12 protein-coding genes are annotated in these 18,843 nt (G+C 63.8%); 7 read left to right on the forward strand and 5 right to left on the reverse strand.

All coding sequences use genetic code 11. The annotated features are described in order from the left end of the window. Positions 1 to 43: 43 nt before the first annotated feature. Entirely contained in the window at positions 44 to 1,039 is a 996-nt protein-coding gene (locus CAY82_RS05525) for an alpha/beta fold hydrolase (protein WP_087500286.1), read from the reverse strand. A gap of 196 nt (positions 1,040 to 1,235) precedes the next feature. On the opposite strand from CAY82_RS05525, the gene metR reads away from it, so the two are divergent. Further along, positions 1,236 to 2,153 (forward strand): transcriptional regulator MetR, encoded by a 918-nt coding sequence (metR, locus tag CAY82_RS05530; RefSeq protein ID WP_087500287.1) that lies wholly within the window; start codon positions 1,236 to 1,238, stop codon positions 2,151 to 2,153. On the opposite strand, the gene CAY82_RS05535 is transcribed toward metR, so the two are convergent. Then, complete coding sequence (locus CAY82_RS05535) at positions 2,137 to 2,550, reverse strand: NUDIX domain-containing protein (RefSeq protein WP_087500288.1); 414 nt, start codon at positions 2,548 to 2,550, stop codon at positions 2,137 to 2,139. The genes metR and CAY82_RS05535 overlap by 17 nt on opposite strands. Positions 2,551 to 2,797: 247 nt before the next feature. On the opposite strand from CAY82_RS05535, the gene CAY82_RS05540 reads away from it, so the two are divergent. Together CAY82_RS05540 and CAY82_RS05545 are read left to right on the forward strand one after the other, a co-directional pair. Further along, entirely contained in the window at positions 2,798 to 7,066 is a 4,269-nt protein-coding gene (locus CAY82_RS05540; RefSeq protein ID WP_087500289.1) for a DEAD/DEAH box helicase, read from the forward strand. Positions 7,067 to 7,323: 257 nt separating this feature from the next. Next, positions 7,324 to 8,943: an FMN-binding glutamate synthase family protein gene (locus CAY82_RS05545; RefSeq protein ID WP_087500290.1), complete on the forward strand. Its 1,620-nt coding sequence runs from the start codon at positions 7,324 to 7,326 to the stop codon at positions 8,941 to 8,943. A 123-nt stretch (positions 8,944 to 9,066) separates the two neighbouring features. On the opposite strand, the gene CAY82_RS05550 is transcribed toward CAY82_RS05545, so the two are convergent. Then, the gene (locus CAY82_RS05550) at positions 9,067 to 10,485 is read right to left on the reverse strand and encodes an amino acid permease (protein ID WP_087500291.1); all 1,419 of its coding nucleotides are present in this window, start codon (positions 10,483 to 10,485) and stop codon (positions 9,067 to 9,069) included. A 390-nt stretch (positions 10,486 to 10,875) separates the two neighbouring features. Between CAY82_RS05550 and CAY82_RS05555 the strand changes: the two genes are divergently transcribed. The 3 genes from CAY82_RS05555 (at position 10,876) to CAY82_RS05565 (ending at position 15,408) form a co-directional block, all read left to right on the forward strand. After that, positions 10,876 to 14,019: a transglycosylase domain-containing protein gene (locus CAY82_RS05555; protein ID WP_087500292.1), complete on the forward strand. Its 3,144-nt coding sequence runs from the start codon at positions 10,876 to 10,878 to the stop codon at positions 14,017 to 14,019. An 89-nt stretch (positions 14,020 to 14,108) separates the two neighbouring features. Next, positions 14,109 to 14,654, forward strand: coding sequence for a PadR family transcriptional regulator (locus tag CAY82_RS05560; RefSeq protein WP_087500293.1), 546 nt, complete (start codon positions 14,109 to 14,111; stop codon positions 14,652 to 14,654). Beyond that, positions 14,647 to 15,408, forward strand: a complete 762-nt coding sequence (locus CAY82_RS05565) for a siderophore-interacting protein (RefSeq protein ID WP_087500294.1) — start codon at positions 14,647 to 14,649, stop codon at positions 15,406 to 15,408. Before CAY82_RS05560 ends, CAY82_RS05565 begins: the two co-directional genes overlap by 8 nt. A gap of 32 nt (positions 15,409 to 15,440) precedes the next feature. On the opposite strand, the gene CAY82_RS05570 is transcribed toward CAY82_RS05565, so the two are convergent. Together CAY82_RS05570 and CAY82_RS05575 are read right to left on the reverse strand one after the other, a co-directional pair. Further along, a complete protein-coding gene (locus CAY82_RS05570) occupies positions 15,441 to 16,076 on the reverse strand; it encodes a Pr6Pr family membrane protein (protein ID WP_087500295.1) in 636 nt (211 codons plus the stop codon). Position 16,077: 1 nt separating this feature from the next. Further along, positions 16,078 to 16,299 (reverse strand): VF530 family DNA-binding protein, encoded by a 222-nt coding sequence (locus CAY82_RS05575; protein WP_003252112.1) that lies wholly within the window; start codon positions 16,297 to 16,299, stop codon positions 16,078 to 16,080. Positions 16,300 to 16,464: 165 nt separating this feature from the next. Here CAY82_RS05575 and CAY82_RS05580 point away from each other — a divergent pair, with 165 nt between their 5' ends. Further along, positions 16,465 to 18,516, forward strand: coding sequence for a TonB-dependent receptor (locus tag CAY82_RS05580; protein WP_087500296.1), 2,052 nt, complete (start codon positions 16,465 to 16,467; stop codon positions 18,514 to 18,516). Positions 18,517 to 18,843: the final 327 nt, after the last annotated feature.

The raw sequence follows: 18,843 nt of genomic DNA on the forward strand, positions 1-18,843 counted from the left end.
TGCCTGAGGTCTGTGCCGTACCCGCGAAGAAGCCAACGCGGATTCAGAGCCCTGCGATATGCGTAACATCCTGCCGATGCGCCTGCAGGTAGGGCAACACAGCCCCCAGTAGCGGCGCCTTGAACGGCTCCTGGAAGCGGTGCGCCAACCCCGGTATCAAACGCAACTGGCTACCTTGAATATGTGCCGCAAGGTGCACGCCATGCATGACCGGCAGCAACGGGTCGGCCGTGCCGTGTACCACCAATGTCGGCACCCTCAACTGGTTCAGTAGCTCGACGCGGCTCGGTTCGGCCAGGATCGCCATGATCTGGCGCTTGGCCCCGTCAGGGTTGAACGCCCGGTCGTAGGCCACGGCCGCCTGCTGCAGCAAGGCTGCACGGTCGTCACGCACCTCGGGGCTGCCCAGCGCCGCCAGCAGGTCGGCCTGCTGTGCGATGGCCATTTCGCGGTTCGCTGCACTGCGCCGGGCAAGCAGCTGCACCAGCGCCGGATCCGGCGCCGGCAAGCCCGCAGCACCTGAACTGGACATGACCAGCGTCAGGCTGCGCACGCGCTCGGGCGCCATGGCCGCCAGGTGCTGGGCAATCATGCCGCCCATACTTACCCCCAGCACGTGGAACTGGCGAATACCCAACGTATCCATCAGACGTAAGCCATCGTCCGCCATGTCAGTCAACGTATAGGGCGCAGCCACCGGCAGCCCCAACTTGTAGCGCAGCAGTTCGACCGTCAGGTTGGCTGATGGTGGCAACTGGCTCCAGCGTGACAGGCCGACATCGCGGTTGTCATAACGGATCACCCGAAAGCCTTGGCGGCACAACGCCTCGACCACGTCGTCCGGCCAGTGGATCAGTTGCCCGCCCAGGCCCATCACCAGCAGCAAGGCAGGGTCGCCTGGCGCGCCGACGCTCTGGTAGACAAGGCTGACCGCGCCCAGCTCGGCCCGCTGCACCGGCACCTGGGCGTCACAACGCTGTTCGGCGAAACTCGCAGGTACGCCCAATACAAAGAAAAGAAATAGCCAAAAAGCCCGCATGAAAGAAACACCAGAATGCAGATCCCCACTAGAGCGCGAGTCTGATGAATTCTGTTCGGGCGCGCTGCCACAGTTCAGTGACAGTTTGATGACTCCCGCCAGGCGGTGCGGCCGAACGTCCAGTCGACAGGCGTGGCAACATGAGGGAAACTCAACTAATTCCCTACTTCCTCAAATCCATACCCCGGAGTCAGCTGTGCTGGAGATCCGCCACCTGAAAACCCTTCATGCCCTGCGCGACGCCGACAGCCTGGTAGAAGCCGCCGAGCGCCTGCATCTGACCCAGTCGGCGCTGTCGCACCAGTTCAAGGAGCTGGAAGAACGCCTGGGCCTGCCGCTGTTCGTTCGCAAGACCAAGCCTATCCGCTTCACCAGCGCCGGGCTGCGCCTGCTGCAACTGGCCGATGCCACCCTGCCGCTGCTACGCAGCGCCGAACGTGACATTGCGCGCCTGGCCGGTGGTACCGCCGGGCGACTGCACATGGCCATCGAATGCCACAGCTGCTTCCAGTGGCTGATGCCGACCATCGACCAGTTTCGTGATGCCTGGCCGGAAGTGGAACTGGACCTGGCCTCCGGCTTTGCCTTCGCCCCGCTGCCGGCCCTGGCCCGCGGCGACCTCGACCTGGTGGTAACCTCCGACCCGCTGGACCTGGCGGGCATCACCTACGTGCCACTGTTCACCTACGAAGCGATGCTGGCGGTAGCCAACCAGCATCCGTTGGCCAGCAAACCCTACATCGTGCCGCAGGACCTGCTCGACCAGACCCTTATCACCTACCCGGTGGAGCGCGACCGCCTGGACATCTTCACCCGCTTCCTGGAGCCGGCCGACATCGAGCCGGCCGCTGTGCGCACATCGGAACTGACGGTGATGATGATGCAACTGGTGGCCAGCGGCCGTGGCGTGTGCGGCATGCCGCACTGGGCGCTGCATGAGTACAGCTCGCGCGGGTATGTGAAGGGCAAGCGCCTGGGTGAAAAAGGCCTGTTCGCCACGCTTTATGCCGCAGTGCGCACCGACATGCTCGATGCGCCATACATGCGCGACTTTTTGCTGACTGCCAAGGACACCTCGTTCGCCACCCTTGATGGTGTCAGCGCGGTGCGCTGACGACCTGCCGGTACAGCGGCAGGATCAGGTCGCGGGTCAAGGGGGCCAGCTGCATGGCGGGGGCCTGGTCAGCTGCCAGCCACACCACTTCTTCGATCTCCGCTGCCGGGAGCACGGCGGCGGCACTGTCGACACGGAACAGTTCGGCCCGTACCTCGAAGCCCGGCTCGTTGGCGGCCGGGGCGCTGAACTTGCCCAGGTGCACGGCCTGGGTCGGGTCGATGTGCAGGCCTAGTTCCTCATGCAGCTCGCGCACCAGCGCCTGCAGCGGGGTTTCCCCAGCATCGATCTTGCCGCCGGGCTGCATGAAGGCCTGGGTGCCGCGTTTGCGTACCAGCAAGGTACGGCCCTGAGGGTCGATCAGCAGGGCGGCGGCGATGCGGATGGTCTTGGGCATGGGCTGGGCTCGCTTGAAACAATGGCCGGGGAGGATCCCATGGGGGTCCTGGCCTGACAAGGCCAGTGTTTCTTGTGCCGGCCTCCTCGCGGGTAAACCCGCTCCCACAGGGATCCCCACAGGGCCAGAGAGCAGCGCAGTACCTGTGGGAGCGGGTTTACCCGCGAAGAGGCCGGCACAGGTCATAGCCGACCTGGCAGACGAACGGCCCCTTGCCAACCCGCCCCACACCCTCCATAACCAACACATGAACCTGCCCGCCAAACACCACCCGGTGCTCGAGCTGTTCCACCCCGCTGTGCGCACCTGGTTCCGTCGCCATTTCGCCACGGTGACCGATGCCCAGGCGCAGGCCTGGCCATTGATCCATGCCGGCCAGTCGATGCTGCTGGCCGCGCCGACCGGCTCGGGCAAGACTCTCAGCGCGTTCCTGGCCGTGCTCGACGAACTGTTCCGCCTGGGCCTGGAGCAGCAAGGCGAGCTACCTGCGCAAACCCAGGTGGTCTACGTTTCCCCACTCAAGGCGCTGTCCAACGACATCCGCCTGAACCTGCAAGCCCCGCTCGAAGGCATCAGCCAGGCCCTCGCGGACCAGGGCCTGAACGCCCCGCGCATCACCACGGCCGTGCGCACTGGCGACACCCCGCAGAAGGAGCGTGCCGCCATGCGCAAGCTGGCGCCGCACATCCTGGTGACCACACCCGAATCGCTCTACGTACTGATGGGCTCGGCTTCGGGTCGTGAAGGCCTGGCCAGCGTGCACACGGTGATCGTCGACGAAATCCATGCCCTGGCCGGCAACAAGCGTGGTGCCCACCTGGCGCTGACCCTGGAGCGCCTGCAGGCCCTGTGCAACCAGCCACTGCGACGTATCGGCCTGTCGGCCACGCAACGCCCGGTCGAGCGGGTGGCGCAGTTCCTGGTCGGCAACGGCCGCCCCTGCGCCATTGTCGATGTCGGCCATGCGCGGCAGCGCGACCTGGCCATCGAAGTACCGCCAGTGCCTTTAGGGGCGGTGATGGCCACCGATGTCTGGGAGCTGGTCTACGACCGCCTGGCCGAACTCGCCCGGGAACACCGCACCACCCTGGTATTCGTCAACACCCGGCGTCTGGCCGAGCGCATCACCCGCCACCTCAGCGATCGGCTGGGCAAGCAAGCTGTCGCCGCGCACCACGGCAGCCTGGCCAAGGAGCTGCGCCTGGAGGCGGAACAACGCCTGAAAAACGGCCAGTTGCAGGTGCTGGTGGCCACCGCGTCGCTGGAACTGGGCATCGATATCGGCGACATCGAACTGGTCTGCCAGATCGCTTCGCCAGGTTCGATCGCGGCCATGCTGCAGCGGGTTGGTCGCGCTGGCCACCAGGTCGATGGCGTGCCCAAGGGGCGCCTGTTCCCGACCTCGCGCGACGACTTGATCGAATGCGTGGCCCTGCTCGATTGCGTACGCCGGGGCGAGCTGGACGAGTTGCATATCCCCCGTGCACCGCTGGACGTACTGGCCCAGCAGATCGTCGCCGAAGCCAGCAACCAGCCCTGGCACGAACAGGCCCTGTTCGACTGCCTGCGCCAGGCCACGCCCTACGCCGAACTCGATCAGCAACACTACCAGGCGCTGCTGCGCATGCTCGCCGAGGGCTACAACGGCCGCCAGGGCGTGCGCAGCGCCTACCTGCACCGCGATGCGGTCAGCGGCACCCTGCGTGGCCGCCGTGGCAGCCAGCTGACCGCCCTGACCAGCGGTGGCACCATCCCCGACAACGCCGACTACGCCGTGCTGCTCGAACCACAGGCACTGAACATCGGCAGCGTCAACGAAGACTTTGCCGTGGAAAGCATCGCCGGCGACATCTTCCAACTGGGCAACGCCTCCTATCGCATCCTGCGCGTCGAGCCAGGCCGGGTGCGAGTGGAAGATGCCCAGGGCCTGCCACCGACCATTCCATTCTGGCTGGGCGAGGCGCCGGGGCGCAGCGACGAGTTGTCTGCTGCGGTGGCCCGGCTGCAGGCGCAGATCGATCAACAGCTGGCCGGCAACAACCAGGTCGAGGTGCTGGAATGGTTGCAGGGCACCTTCGAACTGGGCGAAGCCGCCGCCGGCCAGTTGCTCGACTACCTGGCCCGTACCCGCGAAGTGTTAGGCGCCCTGCCCTCACAGGATACGCTGGTTATGGAGCGCTTCTTCGATGAGTCCGGCGGTACCCAGCTGATCATCCATTCGCCCTACGGCAGCCGCATCAACCGTGCCTGGGGCCTGGCCCTGCGCAAGCGCTTCTGCCGTACCTTCAATTTTGAGTTGCAGGCGGCCGCAAGCGAGGACGCCATCGTGCTGTCGCTGTCCACCAGCCACAGTTTCGAACTGGACGACGTTTGGCGTTACCTGAATAGCCGCAGCGCCGAGCCGATCCTTGTCCAGGCTCTGCTCGATGCACCGCTGTTTGGCGTGCGCTGGCGCTGGAACGCCAGCGTGGCCATGGCCTTGCCGCGGTTTGTCGGTGGGCGCAAGGTGGCGCCGCAGATCCAGCGGATGAAAAGCGAAGACCTGATTGCCGCCGTATTTCCCGACCAGATCGCATGCCTGGAGAACATCGTCGGCGAGCGGCAGATTCCCGACCATCCGCTGGTCGAGCAAACCCTGGACGACTGCCTGCACGAGGCAATGGACAGCGAAGGCTGGCTGGCGCTGCTGCGACGTATGGAAAGCGGCAGGGTACGCCTGCTGTGCCGTGACCTGCCCGCCCCTTCGCCGCTGGCTTCAGCCATCCTCAATGCCCGACCCTATGCCTTTCTGGATGACGCACCACTGGAAGAACGGCGCACTCAGGCGGTACTCAACCGACGCTGGAACGAGGTGCACAGCGGCGACGACCTGGGCGCGCTGGACGCCGATGCCATTGCCGCCGTCGCTGCCGAGGCCTGGCCGCAGCCGGGCAATGCCGATGAAATGCATGAAGCGTTGATGGGCCTGGGTGCCATCAGCCAGGACGAAGTGCAGGGCAATGCCAGCTGGGAGCTGCTGCTGCGTCAGTTGGCCAAGGCAGGGCGTGCGTTGCGCCTGGTGGATGAAAAGCTGTGGCTGGCGCGTGAGCGGTTGAGCCTGCTGCAAGTGCTGTATCCCGGCGCCCGGCTGGAACCTGCGTTGCAGGTACTGCCAGGCTTCGATCAGGCCATCGAGCCTGACATTGCGCTGGTCGAACTGCTGCGAGCCCGCCTGAGCGGCCATGGCCCGCTGACCCGTGCGCAGATTGCGGCAGCACTTGGCAAACCGCTGCCGGCCATCGAACAGGCACTGGCCCGCCTGGAAACCGAAGGCTATGTGCTGCGTGGGCATTTCAGCCCCGGCGCAAGCGAACTGCAGTGGTGCGAGCGCCATTTGCTGGCGCGTATCCACCGCTACACGGTCAAACGCCTGCGCCGGGAGATCGAGCCGGTCAGCCTGCAGGACTTCATGCGCTTTCTGTTCGACTGGCAGTACCTGGCCAACGACACACGCCTGTGCGGCCCGCAAGCCGTGGCCGAGGTACTGGGCCAGTTGCAAGGCTTCCCGAGTGCCGCTGGCGCCTGGGAGGCCGAACTGCTGCCGGCACGCATCAAGGACTACTGCCCGCACTGGCTCGACGACGCCTGCCGCAGCGGGCAGTTCGCCTGGAGCCGGCTGGCGGCGACCGTGTCGAGCAACACCTTGCCGAGCACACCGCTGGTGCTTCTGCCGCGCGAGCACCTTGGCCTGTGGCGCAGCCTTGCCCCCGTGCCAGCCCTGGATAGCCTCAGCCCACGGGCGCAACGCGTCCACGAGGTGCTGCAAGCCCAGGGTGCGCTGTTCTTCGACGAGCTGACACACGATGCCCACCTGCTGCCCAGCGAACTGGAGACGGCCTTGCAGGAACTGGTAGGCGCAGGACTGGTGGGGGCTGACAGCTTCACCGGCCTGCGCAGCCTGATCACCCCTGCGGCGAAACGCGCATCACGCAACAGCCGACGCGGGCATCCGCCGCTGTCCAGCAGCATGTCCCATGCCGGGCGCTGGGCCTTGTTGCGCAGGGGCGCCGTGGACGACAGCCAGCGCCTGGAGCACATCGCCCGTGCCTTGCTACGGCGCTATGGCGTGGTGTGCTGGCGGCTGCTGGAGCGCGAAAGCGATGCGCTGCCGCCGTGGCGCGAGCTGCTGCGCTGCTATCACCGGCTTGAAGCGCGTGGCGAGATTCGTGGCGGGCGCTTCATTGCCGGACTGGCCGGTGAACAGTTCGCCTTGCCAGAGGCGGTGGGGTTGCTGCGGCAAGTGCGGCGGCGTGAGCAGGACGGGGCACTGGTGATGGTAAGTGCCAGTGACCCGCTGAACCTGGTCGGGTCGTTGCTGCCGGGGGCGAAAGTGCCGGCGATCAGTGGCAACCGCCTGTTGTACCGCGACGGAGTGCCAGTGGCGGTGCGGGTGGCCGGGCACTATTCGTACCTGGTCGAAGCGCCGGCACAAGAGCAGGAAAGCTGGCGGCAGAAGCTGCTGCGCGACACTGTCTGAATGTTTTTTTGCTGACTTCAGGGCATGCACAGCACTTGTAGGAGCAGCCTTGTGCTGCGAAGAGGCCAGTAGGGAAACAGATTGTCTTCGGCAATGATGGCCTCTTCGCAGCACAAGGCTGCTCCTACAAAAGCCCGTGTTGGCCTGAAGACTATTTTTTCGCTACCCCGATTTTAATTTGCACAGCCGTGCAACTTGGCTATGGTCGGGGTTTGCCCCAGGCCCTGAGCCTGACCGCGCCATTGCAAGGATCCTGTATGAGCCTGTCACTTCTCAGTCGCTATGCCTTCTTCGCCGCCTGTGTGCTGTTCACCCTGGCGAGCCTGCCCTTCACCCAACACGAATGGTTGTGGCCGTTCACCCTGACCACTGCCATCCTCAGCCTGATCGGCCTGTTCGACCTGCTGCAGCAACGCCACGCAGTACGCCGCAACTACCCGATCCTGGGCAACATCCGCTACCTGGTCGAGGCCATTCGCCCGGAAATCCGCCAGTACCTGCTGGAAGCCGACAGCGACGCCCTGCCGTTCTCCCGCGCCCAGCGCTCACTGGTGTATGCGCGGGCGAAGAACGAAGCCTCGGACAAACCCTTCGGCACCCTGATCGACGTGTACGAGTCCGGCTTCGAGTTCATCGGCCACTCCATGCGCCCGGCACCATTGGCCGACCCGGCGAGCTTCCGGGTCATCGTCGGTGGGCCGCAGTGCAGCCAGCCATACTCGGCGTCGATCTTCAACATATCGGCGATGAGCTTCGGCTCACTCAGCGCCAATGCCATCCGCGCCCTCAACCAGGGCGCCAAGCTGGGCAATTTCCACCATGACACCGGCGAAGGCAGCATCAGCCCCTATCACCGCGAGCACGGTGGCGACCTGGTCTGGGAACTGGGCAGCGGCTACTTCGGGTGCCGCACGCCGGACGGGCGCTTCGATCCCGAACGCTTCGCCGCCCAGGCACGCAGCCCGCAGGTGCGGATGATCGAAATCAAGATGAGCCAGGGCGCCAAGCCCGGCCACGGCGGCATTCTGCCCAAGCACAAGGTGACCCAGGAAATTGCCGAAACCCGTGGCGTACTGATGGGCGAAGACTGCATCTCGCCGTCGCGCCACAGCGCATTCTCCACCCCCATCGAAATGATGCAGTTCATTGCCCAACTGCGTGAGCTGTCTGGCGGCAAACCGGTAGGCTTCAAGTTCTGCCTGGGTCATCCGTGGGAGTTCATGGGCATCGCCAAGGCCATGCTGGAAACCGGCATCCTGCCCGACTTCATCGTCGTCGACGGCAAGGAGGGCGGCACCGGCGCAGCGCCGGTGGAGTTCACCGACCACATTGGCGTACCGCTGCGCGAAGGGCTGCTGTTCGTGCACAACACCCTGGTCGGCCTGAACCTGCGCGACAAGATCAAGCTGGGCGCCAGCGGCAAGATCGTCAGCGCCTTCGACATTGCCAGCGTGCTGGCCATTGGCGCCGACTGGGCCAACTCGGCGCGCGGCTTCATGTTCGCCATTGGCTGCATCCAGTCGCAGAGCTGCCACACCAACAAGTGCCCGACCGGTGTAGCCACGCAAGACCCGCTGCGCCAGCGTGCGCTGGTGGTGCCGGATAAAGCCCAGCGGGTGTTGAACTTCCACCACAACACCTTGCGTGCCTTGGCCGAAATGCTTGCGGCAGCGGGCCTGGAGCACCCGGCGCAGTTGGAAGCCAAGCACCTGGTGCGACGCATCTCGGCCACCGAGATCAAGCTGTTCTCGCAGATGCATGTGTTTTTGAAGCCGGGCGAACTGCTGACTGGCGAGGTGAATGGCCAGTTCTATTCGCGCATGTGGCAGCTGGCGCGGGCGGACAGCTTCGAGCCGCACAGCGAGGTGGCGGCCTGATTGAACCTAGGGCTGCTACGCAGCCCATCGCGACACAAGGCCGCTCCCACAGGAGTACGCGATCTCTTGTGGGAGCGGCCTTGTGTCGCGAAAGGGCCGCAAAGCGGCCCCAGCCATATCAGATCAGGAAGCCGTGCTGGCCACACCCTGCGCTTCTTTCGGCGCCAGGCGCAAGGCGTAGTACAACACCGTCAGCAGCACCAGGAACGCCGGGCCAATGTAAAGGGCCACGCGGGTGTCCTCGAAGTACGCCATCAGGCCGACCACCAGGACCAGGAAGGCCAGCGCCAGGTACGAGCTCAGCGGCCACAGCCACATGCGATACTTCAGTGCTTTGCGTTCGGCTGTGCTGAGGCCGGCGCGGAACTTCAGCTGCGCCAGCAGGATCATCACCCAGGTCCAGATCGCGCCAAAGGTAGCGATCGAAGTGACCCAGACGAAGACCTTCTCCGGCACCAGGTAGTTGGCAAGCACACCCAGCAGCAGCGCGCCGATCGACAGCAGCAGCGCATTGCGCGGCACGCCGTTCTTCGAGGTACGGGCAAAGGCCGCCGGGGCCTGGCCGTTCTGCGCCAGGCTGTAGAGCATGCGCCCGGTGCTGAAGATGCCGCCGTTGCACGACGACAGCGCTGCAGTGATGACCACGAAGTTGATGATGCCGGCGGCGGTCTTGATGCCGAGGCGCTCGAAGGTCATGACGAACGGGCTGCCCTGGCTGCCGATTTCGTTCCATGGGTAGATCGACAGGATCACGAACAGCGCACCGACATAGAACAGCAGGATACGCCAGAACACCGAGCCGATGGCCTGCGGGATGGTCTTTTGCGGGTTGCGTGCTTCACCGGCGGTCAGCCCGATCATTTCCACGCCCAGGTAGGCGAACATCACCATCTGCAGCGACATCAGCACGCCGGTCACGCCATTGGGCATGAAGCCGCCGTTGCTCCACAGGTTGGAGATACCCACTGCCACGCCGTCATTGCCAAAGCCAAAGGCAATGATGCCGATGCCACCAAGGACCATGGCGATGATGGTGACAATCTTGATCAGGGCGAACCAGAACTCGAACTCACCAAAGGCCTTCACTGCCACCAGGTTGACCGCCCCCATGCTGCCCAGCGCCGCCAGGGCCCAGATCCAGCGCGGTACGTCGGGGAACCAGATACCCATGTAGATGGCTACTGCGGTGATTTCGGCAACGCAGGTCACCAGCCACAGGAACCAGTAGTTCCAGCCGGTAAGGAAGCCCGCCAGCGGGCCGAGGTAGTCCTGGGCATAACGGCTGAACGAACCGGCGACAGGGTTGTGCACGGCCATTTCACCAAGGGCGCGCATGATCACCAGAATGGCCAGGCCGCCGATGATATAGGACAGCATGATGGCGGGACCGGCCATTTCGATGGCCTTGGCCGAACCGAGGAAAAGACCGACACCGATACAGGCGCCCAGCGCCATCAGGCGGATGTGCCGTTCGCCCAGTTCACGCTTGAGCGGGCCGCCTTCAGTGGCCTGGCCGTGGGCAGGGTGGTTGCCGACTGACATAGCAATACAACCTCATTTTGTTATTGGATTTGACCTTCGTGCAGCACCGGCCAGGCCGATAGGCGTGACGTTGGCTTGCCGGGCTGGCTTCGTGTGCCAGCCCGTGTGCCGGAATAGAGCGCCCGGCAAGGCGAAGGGGGCGAGCAGTATAGGAAGACCGTTGCAGTTTTTTTCGCTGTATAAACAGGAAAATTCAGCAAGATCTCTGGGGCGCGAAGCGGCCCCGAAATCGCCCGGCCACCATAGCAACATCGCCGTATGAAGAAACCCACACTAAAGCCGCATAGCCCTACGCCACTTTTCTCCGTCTCTTACAAATTTTTCACCTGACCCGCTCAACGTCTAAGCTTCAGACAAGCAAGACGAAAATACCTGGCCGGATAGAAGACTATGGGCGCACTGTGGCAATCGGAACCAAGCAGAACGGAAGCACCCGAAATACCTCCGGCCGAGACGCCACAACCCCAGTCCCCCCGTCAGCGTCGGCTATGGTGGCGGCTGATCATCCTCATCCTGCTGGTGGCGCTGGTGGCCATCGGCTTCGCTGCGTACGACGAATTCCGTACCTCCAACCTGCAGTCGCGGGAATTCAGCAAGCTGGCCAGCACCCTCACCTATTCGCTGCAACCCGGCCCCAGCGATGCCATCGTCTACCCCGGTGAAGGGCCGTTCGACAAACGCCTGGGCTACAGCGCCCTGGGCGAATTCCTGCCGCGCCTGCTCAAGCGTGACTACCTGATCAGCGAGCAGGTGAGGTTCTCACCAGCGTTGATGAACTACGTCGATCATGGGCTGTTCGCGCCCTATGTCGAAAAGATCCAGGCAGGCCTGTCGATCACCGACTGCCGCGGCGACATGCTCTACCAGTACAAATACCCGCAACACTTGTACCCGGACTTTGCAGCGATCCCGCCAGTGATCGTCAACAGCCTGCTGTTCATTGAGAACCGCGACCTGCTCGACACCAAGGACCCACGCAACAACCCGGCCGTGGACTGGCCCCGGTTCGCCAAGGCCGCCTACAGCCAGGTAGCCAAGTACCTGGCCTTGCCCGGCCAGTCCGCCGGTGGCAGCACCCTGGCCACGCAGCTGGAAAAATACCGCCACTCACCGGACGGCCTGACCGTATCCGGCGCCGAGAAGATCCGCCAGATGATTTCCGCCAGCGTGCGCGCTTACCAGGGCGGCCCCGACACCACCGAGGCGCGCCAGCGAATCGTGCGTGACTACCTCAACAGCGTGCCGCTGTCGGCAGTGCCTGGGCACGGTGAAGTACATGGCATGGCCGAAGGCCTGAGAGTGTGGTACGGCGCCGATTTCGACCAGGTCAACCAGGCCCTGAACTCCACCGCCAGCGACCCCGAGAGCATGGCCGCGCGCGGCCTGGCCCTACGCCAGGTGCTGTCGCTGATGATTGCCCAGCGTCGGCCCTCGCACTACCTGTCCAAGGGCCGGATCGAGCTGGCCGAGCTGACTGACGCGCACATCCGCGTACTGGCCGCCAACAAGGTCATCGAGCAGCCACTGGCCGACGCTGCACTGGCCAGCAAGGCGGTATACCGCGACTGGGTGGCGCAACCGACCATCGTGCCGATCGTCACCAACAAGGGTATCAGCCTGGCACGCAACCGCCTGGCGGCCATGCTCAACCGCCCGCTGTATGACCTCGACCGGCTCGATCTGTCGGCCACCAGTACCCTGCAGTCCGACCTGCAACTGCAGGTCAGCCAGTACCTGAAAAACCTTGCCGACCCTGAGTTCGCGGCGCAGATCGGCCTGATCGGCGAACGCCTGCTGACTGCCAAGACCACCGACCAGGTGAGCTACAGCTTCACCTTGTTCGAGCGCACCGCCGATGGCTCGCGGGTACGGGTGCAGACCGACAGCACCGATCAACCCTTCGATATCAACGAAGGCAGCAAGCTGGAGCTGGGCTCCACTGCCAAGTTGCGGGTGCTCACCACCTACCTGGAGATCATCGCCGAACTGCACGACAAGTACGCCGGCAAGCCTGCCGCCGAATTGAAGAAAGTCGAAGTCGCCGAACTCGACCGCATCAGCCAGTGGTCGCTGGAATGGCTGGCGCAGAACAGCAAGAACCAGGGCCTGGACGCCATGCTCGATGCAGCGCTGGAGCGCAAGTATTCGGCCAACACCGGCGAAGCCTTCTTCACCGGCGGCGGCATGCATGTGTTCAACAACTTCCGCAAGGAAGACAACAGCCGCAACCCTACCCTCAAGGATGCGTTGCGCGAATCGATCAACCTGCCGTTCATCCGCCTGATGCGCGACCTGGTGCGCTACGTGACCTACCAGCAGCCGTACAACCGCGTGCCGTTGCTCAAGGACGACTCCGACCCGCGCCGCCAGGAATACCTGGCCCGTTTCGCCGACAAGGAAGGCACCAACTACCTGATGCGCTTCTGGAAGAAATACCAGCGCAAGACCTCGCAGCAGCGCCTGGACACCTTTCTTGACAGCATGCGCGTGACCCCGCAACGGTTGGCGGCCGTGCACCGCTACCTGTTCCCCGAGGCGGGCCAGGAAACCTTCAACGCCTTCGTCCGCGCTCACCTCAAGGGTGACAAGATCGTCCTGGGCAAACTGACCGATGGCCGCCTGTCGGAGATGTACGACGCCTATGGCCCGGGCAAGTACGACCTGCCCGACCAGGGCTACATCGCCAAGGTCCACCCGCTGGACTTGTGGCTGCTCGGTTACCTGCTGAAGAACCCCGGTTCGACCTTGACCGAAATGGTCAATGCCAGCCGTTTCGAGCGCCAGGAGGTATACGGCTGGCTGTTCAAGAGCCGCCACCAAGGCGCCCGTGACAGCCGCATTCGCACCATGGTCGAGATCGAAGCGTTCCTCGACATTCACCAGCGCTGGAAACGCGTGGGCTATCCATTCGACCATCTGGTGCCGTCGCTGGCCACCGCCATCGGCAGCTCGGGCGACCGCCCCGCCGCCCTCTCCGAACTGGTTGGCATCATCCAGAATGACGGCGTGCGCCTACCGACCTTGCGTATCGACACCCTGCACTTTGCGGCCAACACGCCTTACGAGACAAAGCTGGTCACCGACCCGGACCGGGGTGTGCGGATTCTGCCGGTCGAAGTAGCGCGCGCGCTCAAAGGCGCCATGTCGCAGGTGGTGGATGCAGGTACCGCGCGGCGTATTTCCGGCAGCTTCAAGCTGCAGGACGGCACGCCATTGGTGATGGGCGGCAAGACCGGTACCGGTGACAACCGCATCGAAAGCTTTGGTGCTGGCGGCCGGCTGATCGGCTCGCGCTCGCTGAACCGTACCGCCACCTTCGTGTTCTTCCTGGGCGACAACCACTTCGGCACATTGACCGCGTTCGTGCCGGGGCGCTCGGCAGAGGCATTCAAGTTCACCTCGGCACTGCCGGTGCAGGTACTCAAGGGCATGGCTCCAATTCTCATGCCGTACCTGCAACCGGGCAATCCGAATGAGTGCAAACCGCCGCAGGTGGCAATGCACACGCCCCAAAGGGAGGCATCGAACAACTAGATGATAATCATCTGCAATTAAGGGCTTGTCTTTAGATATATCTTGAGTAATATCTTACGATATATCGCAAACGACGGAGCCCTGCCCCCATGCGCGAACACACCCCCCATGACCCCTTCGAGCGGCGCCCCGGTCGTGGCGAACGCGGCCCTCGCGTCTTCGCCCCAGGCGACCTCAAGCTGCTGATGCTGGCCCTGCTCGCCGAACAGCCAGGCCACGGCTACGACCTGATCCGCCAGATCGAAAACCTGTTCGACGGTAGCTACAGCCCAAGCCCCGGGGTGATCTACCCCACCCTCAACTTCCTCGAAGAGGCCGAGCTGATCAGCGGCCAGGTGCAGGGCAGCAAACGCCTCTATGCCATAACCGAAGCCGGCCGCATCGCCTTGGCCGAACAGGCCGTCGCCCTGGACGGCGTGCGCATGCGCATCGAAGTCAGCAAACGCGCCCTGCGCGGCCACGACCGCCCACCAGAGATTCATGAAGCGGTCGGCAACCTGCGCCACGCACTGCACATGCACAGCGGCCGCTGGACACCGGAAGAAATCGAGCGGGTCCGCGACCTGCTCAACCACACCGCCAAGGCCATCGCCTCCGGGCCGGCCGAACCTGTCAGGGAGACACCCCATGAGTGACACCATTCACCGCGTCAACCACGAGATCCGCCAACGCCGCCTACAAGTGCTGCGGGTCACCGAACTGACCCCACGCATGCGCCGCATCACCCTCGGTGGTGCCGAACTACAAGGCTTTACCAGCGTGGGCAGTGACGACCATATCAAGCTGCTGTTCGCCGAAACGCCAGAGCAACAACAGGCGATCGAGGCCCGTAATCTAGGGCGGGACGGTGGCGCACGGCCGACCATGCGCGAATACACACCACGGCGCATCGACCTGGTAGTCAACGAGCTGGACATCGACTTCGTACTGCACGGCGATGGCCCTGCCTCCACCTGGGCCGCCCAGGCCGCGCCCGGGCAAACCCTTGACATCGCCGGGCCGCGGGCTTCGATGGTGGTGCCGGACATCTTCGACAGCTACCTGCTGATCGGCGACGAAACCGCCATTCCGGCCATTGGCCGCCGGTTGGAGGAATTGCCCGCAGGCCGCCAAGTGCTGGCTGTCATCCAGATCGAAGACGAGCAGGAACGCCAGTCACTGCCGAGCAAGGCACAGGTGGAGGTGATCTGGGTACGTCGCCAACAGGAAGACTTGCTGGCACTGGTGAAGAACCTGACCTTGCCGCAAGGCCAGTTGTACGGCTGGGTGGCACTGGAAAAAAACTTGACCCGCCAGGTCAAGGCACTGTTGCTGGAGAAAGGCGTGCCTGAGGACGCGCTGAAGGCTGTGGCCTACTGGCGTGCCGACGGGACCGCGGACGACGAGTGATTATTTATTGCCGGCGAGAGGGCCTGTGCAGGTCAAGCCAATCTGTGCAGCCCCCGCCACCGATCCAGCGCCAGCAACACCAGCCCAATCCCCCAGAAGCCCGCCAACACCCCCAAGGCATTGAGCAACACCTGCCCATACCCCAGGCTCGCCACATCGATGAACGGATAGGCATACACGCCAATCTCGCTCCCTCGCCACAGCGCGTAGGCAAAATACACCGCCGGGTACACCGCCCAGACCAGCAAGTGCCATAGCCGCAATCTGCCCTTGGGCACGTGGCACCACCAATACAAGGCATATAGCACGGGCATCACATCGTGCAGCAACTCGTCCGCCAGCCATTGCCAGCCCTGCGGTTGCCACAAGTGACGCAACAGCACGCTGTAGGCCAATGCCACAAGCACGATGCTGGCGGCCACCGCGGAACTCACCGAAGGCGACAGGAAAAAGCGCTTGGCACGGCCTTCCCGACCGAACGCTGCATAACTGAGCACCGTTGCCGCCAGGGTATTGGTCAATACGGTGAAATACCCGAACACATTGATCAGGCCACCCACCAAGCTGGCCTGTTCCTGCCAACGCGCCAGCAGCACCAGGTACACCTGCACGGTCAGGCCGAACCAGCCCAGCACGGCCATGCCGGTTAGCCAGGGATAGCGCGGCATGTCAGGCCTGGCGCTGCAGCTTCACGTACAACTGCTCGACCTTTTCCCGTGCCCACGGCGTCTTGCGCAGGAAGGTCAGGCTCGACTTGATGGTCGGGTTGCTCTTGAAGCAGCGCACATCGATGCGCTCGGCCAGGCCCTGCCATTGGTAGTGCGCCACCAGCTCAGTGAGGATCTGTTCGAGGGTCTTGCCGTGCAGCGCGTTGTGTTGGGCCGTGCTCATGCCAGTGCTCCATAGGAAAGATGCGCACCTTACACGAGTGTAGTGGTGGGTGGGATCAGGCGAGTCGTCAGAAAAACCACTGGCCAGGCGCAAAACCGCTGTGCTGAAATAGAGATGTTATATTGTAACAACACAAAAGCATCTGCCAAGGAACGCCCCATCCCCATGCTGTACACACCGCTTCGCCTCTCTCCCCTCGCCGTCGCGCTGTGGTTGGCCGCATCACCCAGCCACGCCGTGGAACTCGAACCCCAGGTCATCACCGCCAACCCTTTGGGCAACCGCCAGCTGGCCGCCCCCAGCACCGTGCTGGAAGGCGACAATCTGCTGCAACAACAGCACGCCAGCCTCGGTGAAACCCTGAACAAGCAGCCCGGGGTCGCCTCCACCTGGTTCGGCCCTGGCGCCAGTCGCCCGGTAATTCGTGGCCTGGATGGCGACCGCATTCGCATCCTGCGCAATGGCGTCGGTGCCCTGGATGCTTCGTCGCTGTCCTACGACCACGCCGTTCCGCTGGACCCGGTGACCGTCGACCGCGTCGAGATCGTCCGTGGCCCGGCGGCCCTGCTCTATGGCGGCAACGCCATTGGTGGCGTGGTCAGCACCTTCGACAACCGCATCCCGGACGCCCCCATCGAGGGCATCCACGGTGCCGGTGAACTGCGCTACGGTGGCGCCGACACCACCCGCAGCAGCGCCGGCAAGCTGGAGGCCGGCAACGGAGCCTTCGCCTTGCACCTGGATGCCAACAGCCGCCAGTTCAACGACCTGCGCATCCCCGGTTACGCCCGCAGTTCCAAGGTACGTGATGCCGACGAGCCCGGAAGCAAACACCGCCTGGAAAACAGCGACGGCCGCCAGGACGGTGGCGCGGTGGGTGGCGCCTACCATTGGGACCATGGTTACGCCGGCCTGTCGTACAGCCGCTACGATAGCAACTATGGCTCGGTGGCCGAACCAGGTGTGCGTCTGGACATGAAGCAGGACCACTACGCCTTCGCCTCCGAGCTGCGTGACCTGGACGGCCCGTTCACTTCGGTCAAGGTCGATGCCGGCTACACCGACTACGAGCACAGTGAAATCGAAGAAGGCGAAGTCCACACCACCTTCAAGAACAAGGGCTATGAAGCACGCATCGAAGCACGCCACCAACCGCTCGGGCCGGTGGAGGGCGTGATCGGCGCCCAGGTCAGTCGCAACGAATTCTCCGCCCTGGGCGAGGAAGCCTTCGTTCCGCACACCGACACCGACAGCCTGGCGCTGTTCATGCTGGAGCAGTGGCAAGCCACCGAGCGCCTGAACCTGAGCCTGGGCGCACGTATGGAGCACACTCGAGTCGACCCGGATGCCAAAGGCAACGAGAACTTCGTCGGCGCCGACAGCGCCAGCAGCTTCAACGCGTTCAGCCTGTCTTCCGGGGCGGTGTACCAGCTCGACCCGATCTGGTCGCTGGCCGCCAACCTCGGCTACACCGAGCGCGCCCCGACCTTCTACGAGCTGTATGCCAATGGTGCCCATGTGGCCACCGGGGCCTTTGAAGTCGGCGATGCCGGCCTGAACAAGGAAAAGGCCATTTCCGCCGACCTGGCGCTGCGTTTCGACAACGGCACCCACAAGGGCAGTGTCGGGGTGTTCTACAGCCACTTCCGCAACTACATCGGCCTGATCGGCACCGGCAACATACGTGAGGGACATGACCACGATCATGACGAGGATGACCATGACCACGACCATGGTCATGAGCACGACGGCTTCCCGGAATACCAGTACCAGGGCGTGCGGGCACGCTTCTATGGCATCGAGGCCCAGGACCGCTGGCAACTGGCCGAGAACCGTTATGGCAGCTTCGCGCTGGAACTCTCCGGTGACTACACCCGGGCGAAAAACCTCGACAGTGGCGAGCCGCTGCCACGCATCGCCCCGCTGCGCGTGAACAGCGGCCTGGTCTGGGAGCTGGACCGTTGGCAGGCGCGGGTCGATGTGCAGCATGCTGCGTCGCAGCACCGCAAACCAGCCAATGAAAGCAGCACCGATGGCTACACCACGCTGGGGGCCAGCGTTGGTTACCGCTTCGAAGTTGGCCAGAGCCAGTGGCTGGCGTTTGTGCGCGGCGAGAACCTGACCGACCAGACCGTACGCTATGCCAGCTCGATCCTGCGCGATATCGCCCCGGCACCAGGGCGTAGCGTGGAAGTGGGCCTGCGTACCACCTTCTGATCTACCGGGTCCTTTTGGGATCAACCGTTTTACTTAAGACCTGAAGCTGGCGAGATCCCTGTGGGAGCGGGTTCACCCGCGAATGCGATGCCAGGACCACCATCGCATTCGCGGGTGAACCCGCTCCCACAGTTCCCGCTGTGCCCTCTCATCAGCTGTACTGTTACCCAATGAGCAACAATCCACTGCGACAATTTGTCTTTTTTTCTTACAACTTCCCCTATATCCTCCCCGCCGCAAGCTGAATCGCTTCATCGAAACCATCTTGTCGCCATATCCATTGGAGGGCCCGCCCTTCGATGTGCTTGCCGTTTGTTCAACAATCAA

Source organism: Pseudomonas sp. SID14000 (genome assembly GCF_002165135.1).
Lineage (GTDB): Bacteria > Pseudomonadota > Gammaproteobacteria > Pseudomonadales > Pseudomonadaceae > Aquipseudomonas.

What these genes read in the sequence shown, in the direction of transcription:
- CAY82_RS05550 (WP_087500291.1), bottom strand. Translation starts at nt 10,485, where the DNA reads ATGTCAGTCGGCAACCACCCTGCCCACGGCCAGGCCACTGAAGGCGGC.
- CAY82_RS05580 (WP_087500296.1), top strand. Translation starts at nt 16,465, where the DNA reads ATGCTGTACACACCGCTTCGCCTCTCTCCCCTCGCCGTCGCGCTGTGG.
- CAY82_RS05525 (WP_087500286.1), bottom strand. Translation starts at nt 1,039, where the DNA reads ATGCGGGCTTTTTGGCTATTTCTTTTCTTTGTATTGGGCGTACCTGCG.
- CAY82_RS05540 (WP_087500289.1), top strand. Translation starts at nt 2,798, where the DNA reads ATGAACCTGCCCGCCAAACACCACCCGGTGCTCGAGCTGTTCCACCCC.
- CAY82_RS05575 (WP_003252112.1), bottom strand. Translation starts at nt 16,299, where the DNA reads ATGAGCACGGCCCAACACAACGCGCTGCACGGCAAGACCCTCGAACAG.
- CAY82_RS05565 (WP_087500294.1), top strand. Translation starts at nt 14,647, where the DNA reads ATGAGTGACACCATTCACCGCGTCAACCACGAGATCCGCCAACGCCGC.
- CAY82_RS05545 (WP_087500290.1), top strand. Translation starts at nt 7,324, where the DNA reads ATGAGCCTGTCACTTCTCAGTCGCTATGCCTTCTTCGCCGCCTGTGTG.
- CAY82_RS05560 (WP_087500293.1), top strand. Translation starts at nt 14,109, where the DNA reads ATGCGCGAACACACCCCCCATGACCCCTTCGAGCGGCGCCCCGGTCGT.
- CAY82_RS05570 (WP_087500295.1), bottom strand. Translation starts at nt 16,076, where the DNA reads ATGCCGCGCTATCCCTGGCTAACCGGCATGGCCGTGCTGGGCTGGTTC.
- CAY82_RS05535 (WP_087500288.1), bottom strand. Translation starts at nt 2,550, where the DNA reads ATGCCCAAGACCATCCGCATCGCCGCCGCCCTGCTGATCGACCCTCAG.
- CAY82_RS05555 (WP_087500292.1), top strand. Translation starts at nt 10,876, where the DNA reads ATGGGCGCACTGTGGCAATCGGAACCAAGCAGAACGGAAGCACCCGAA.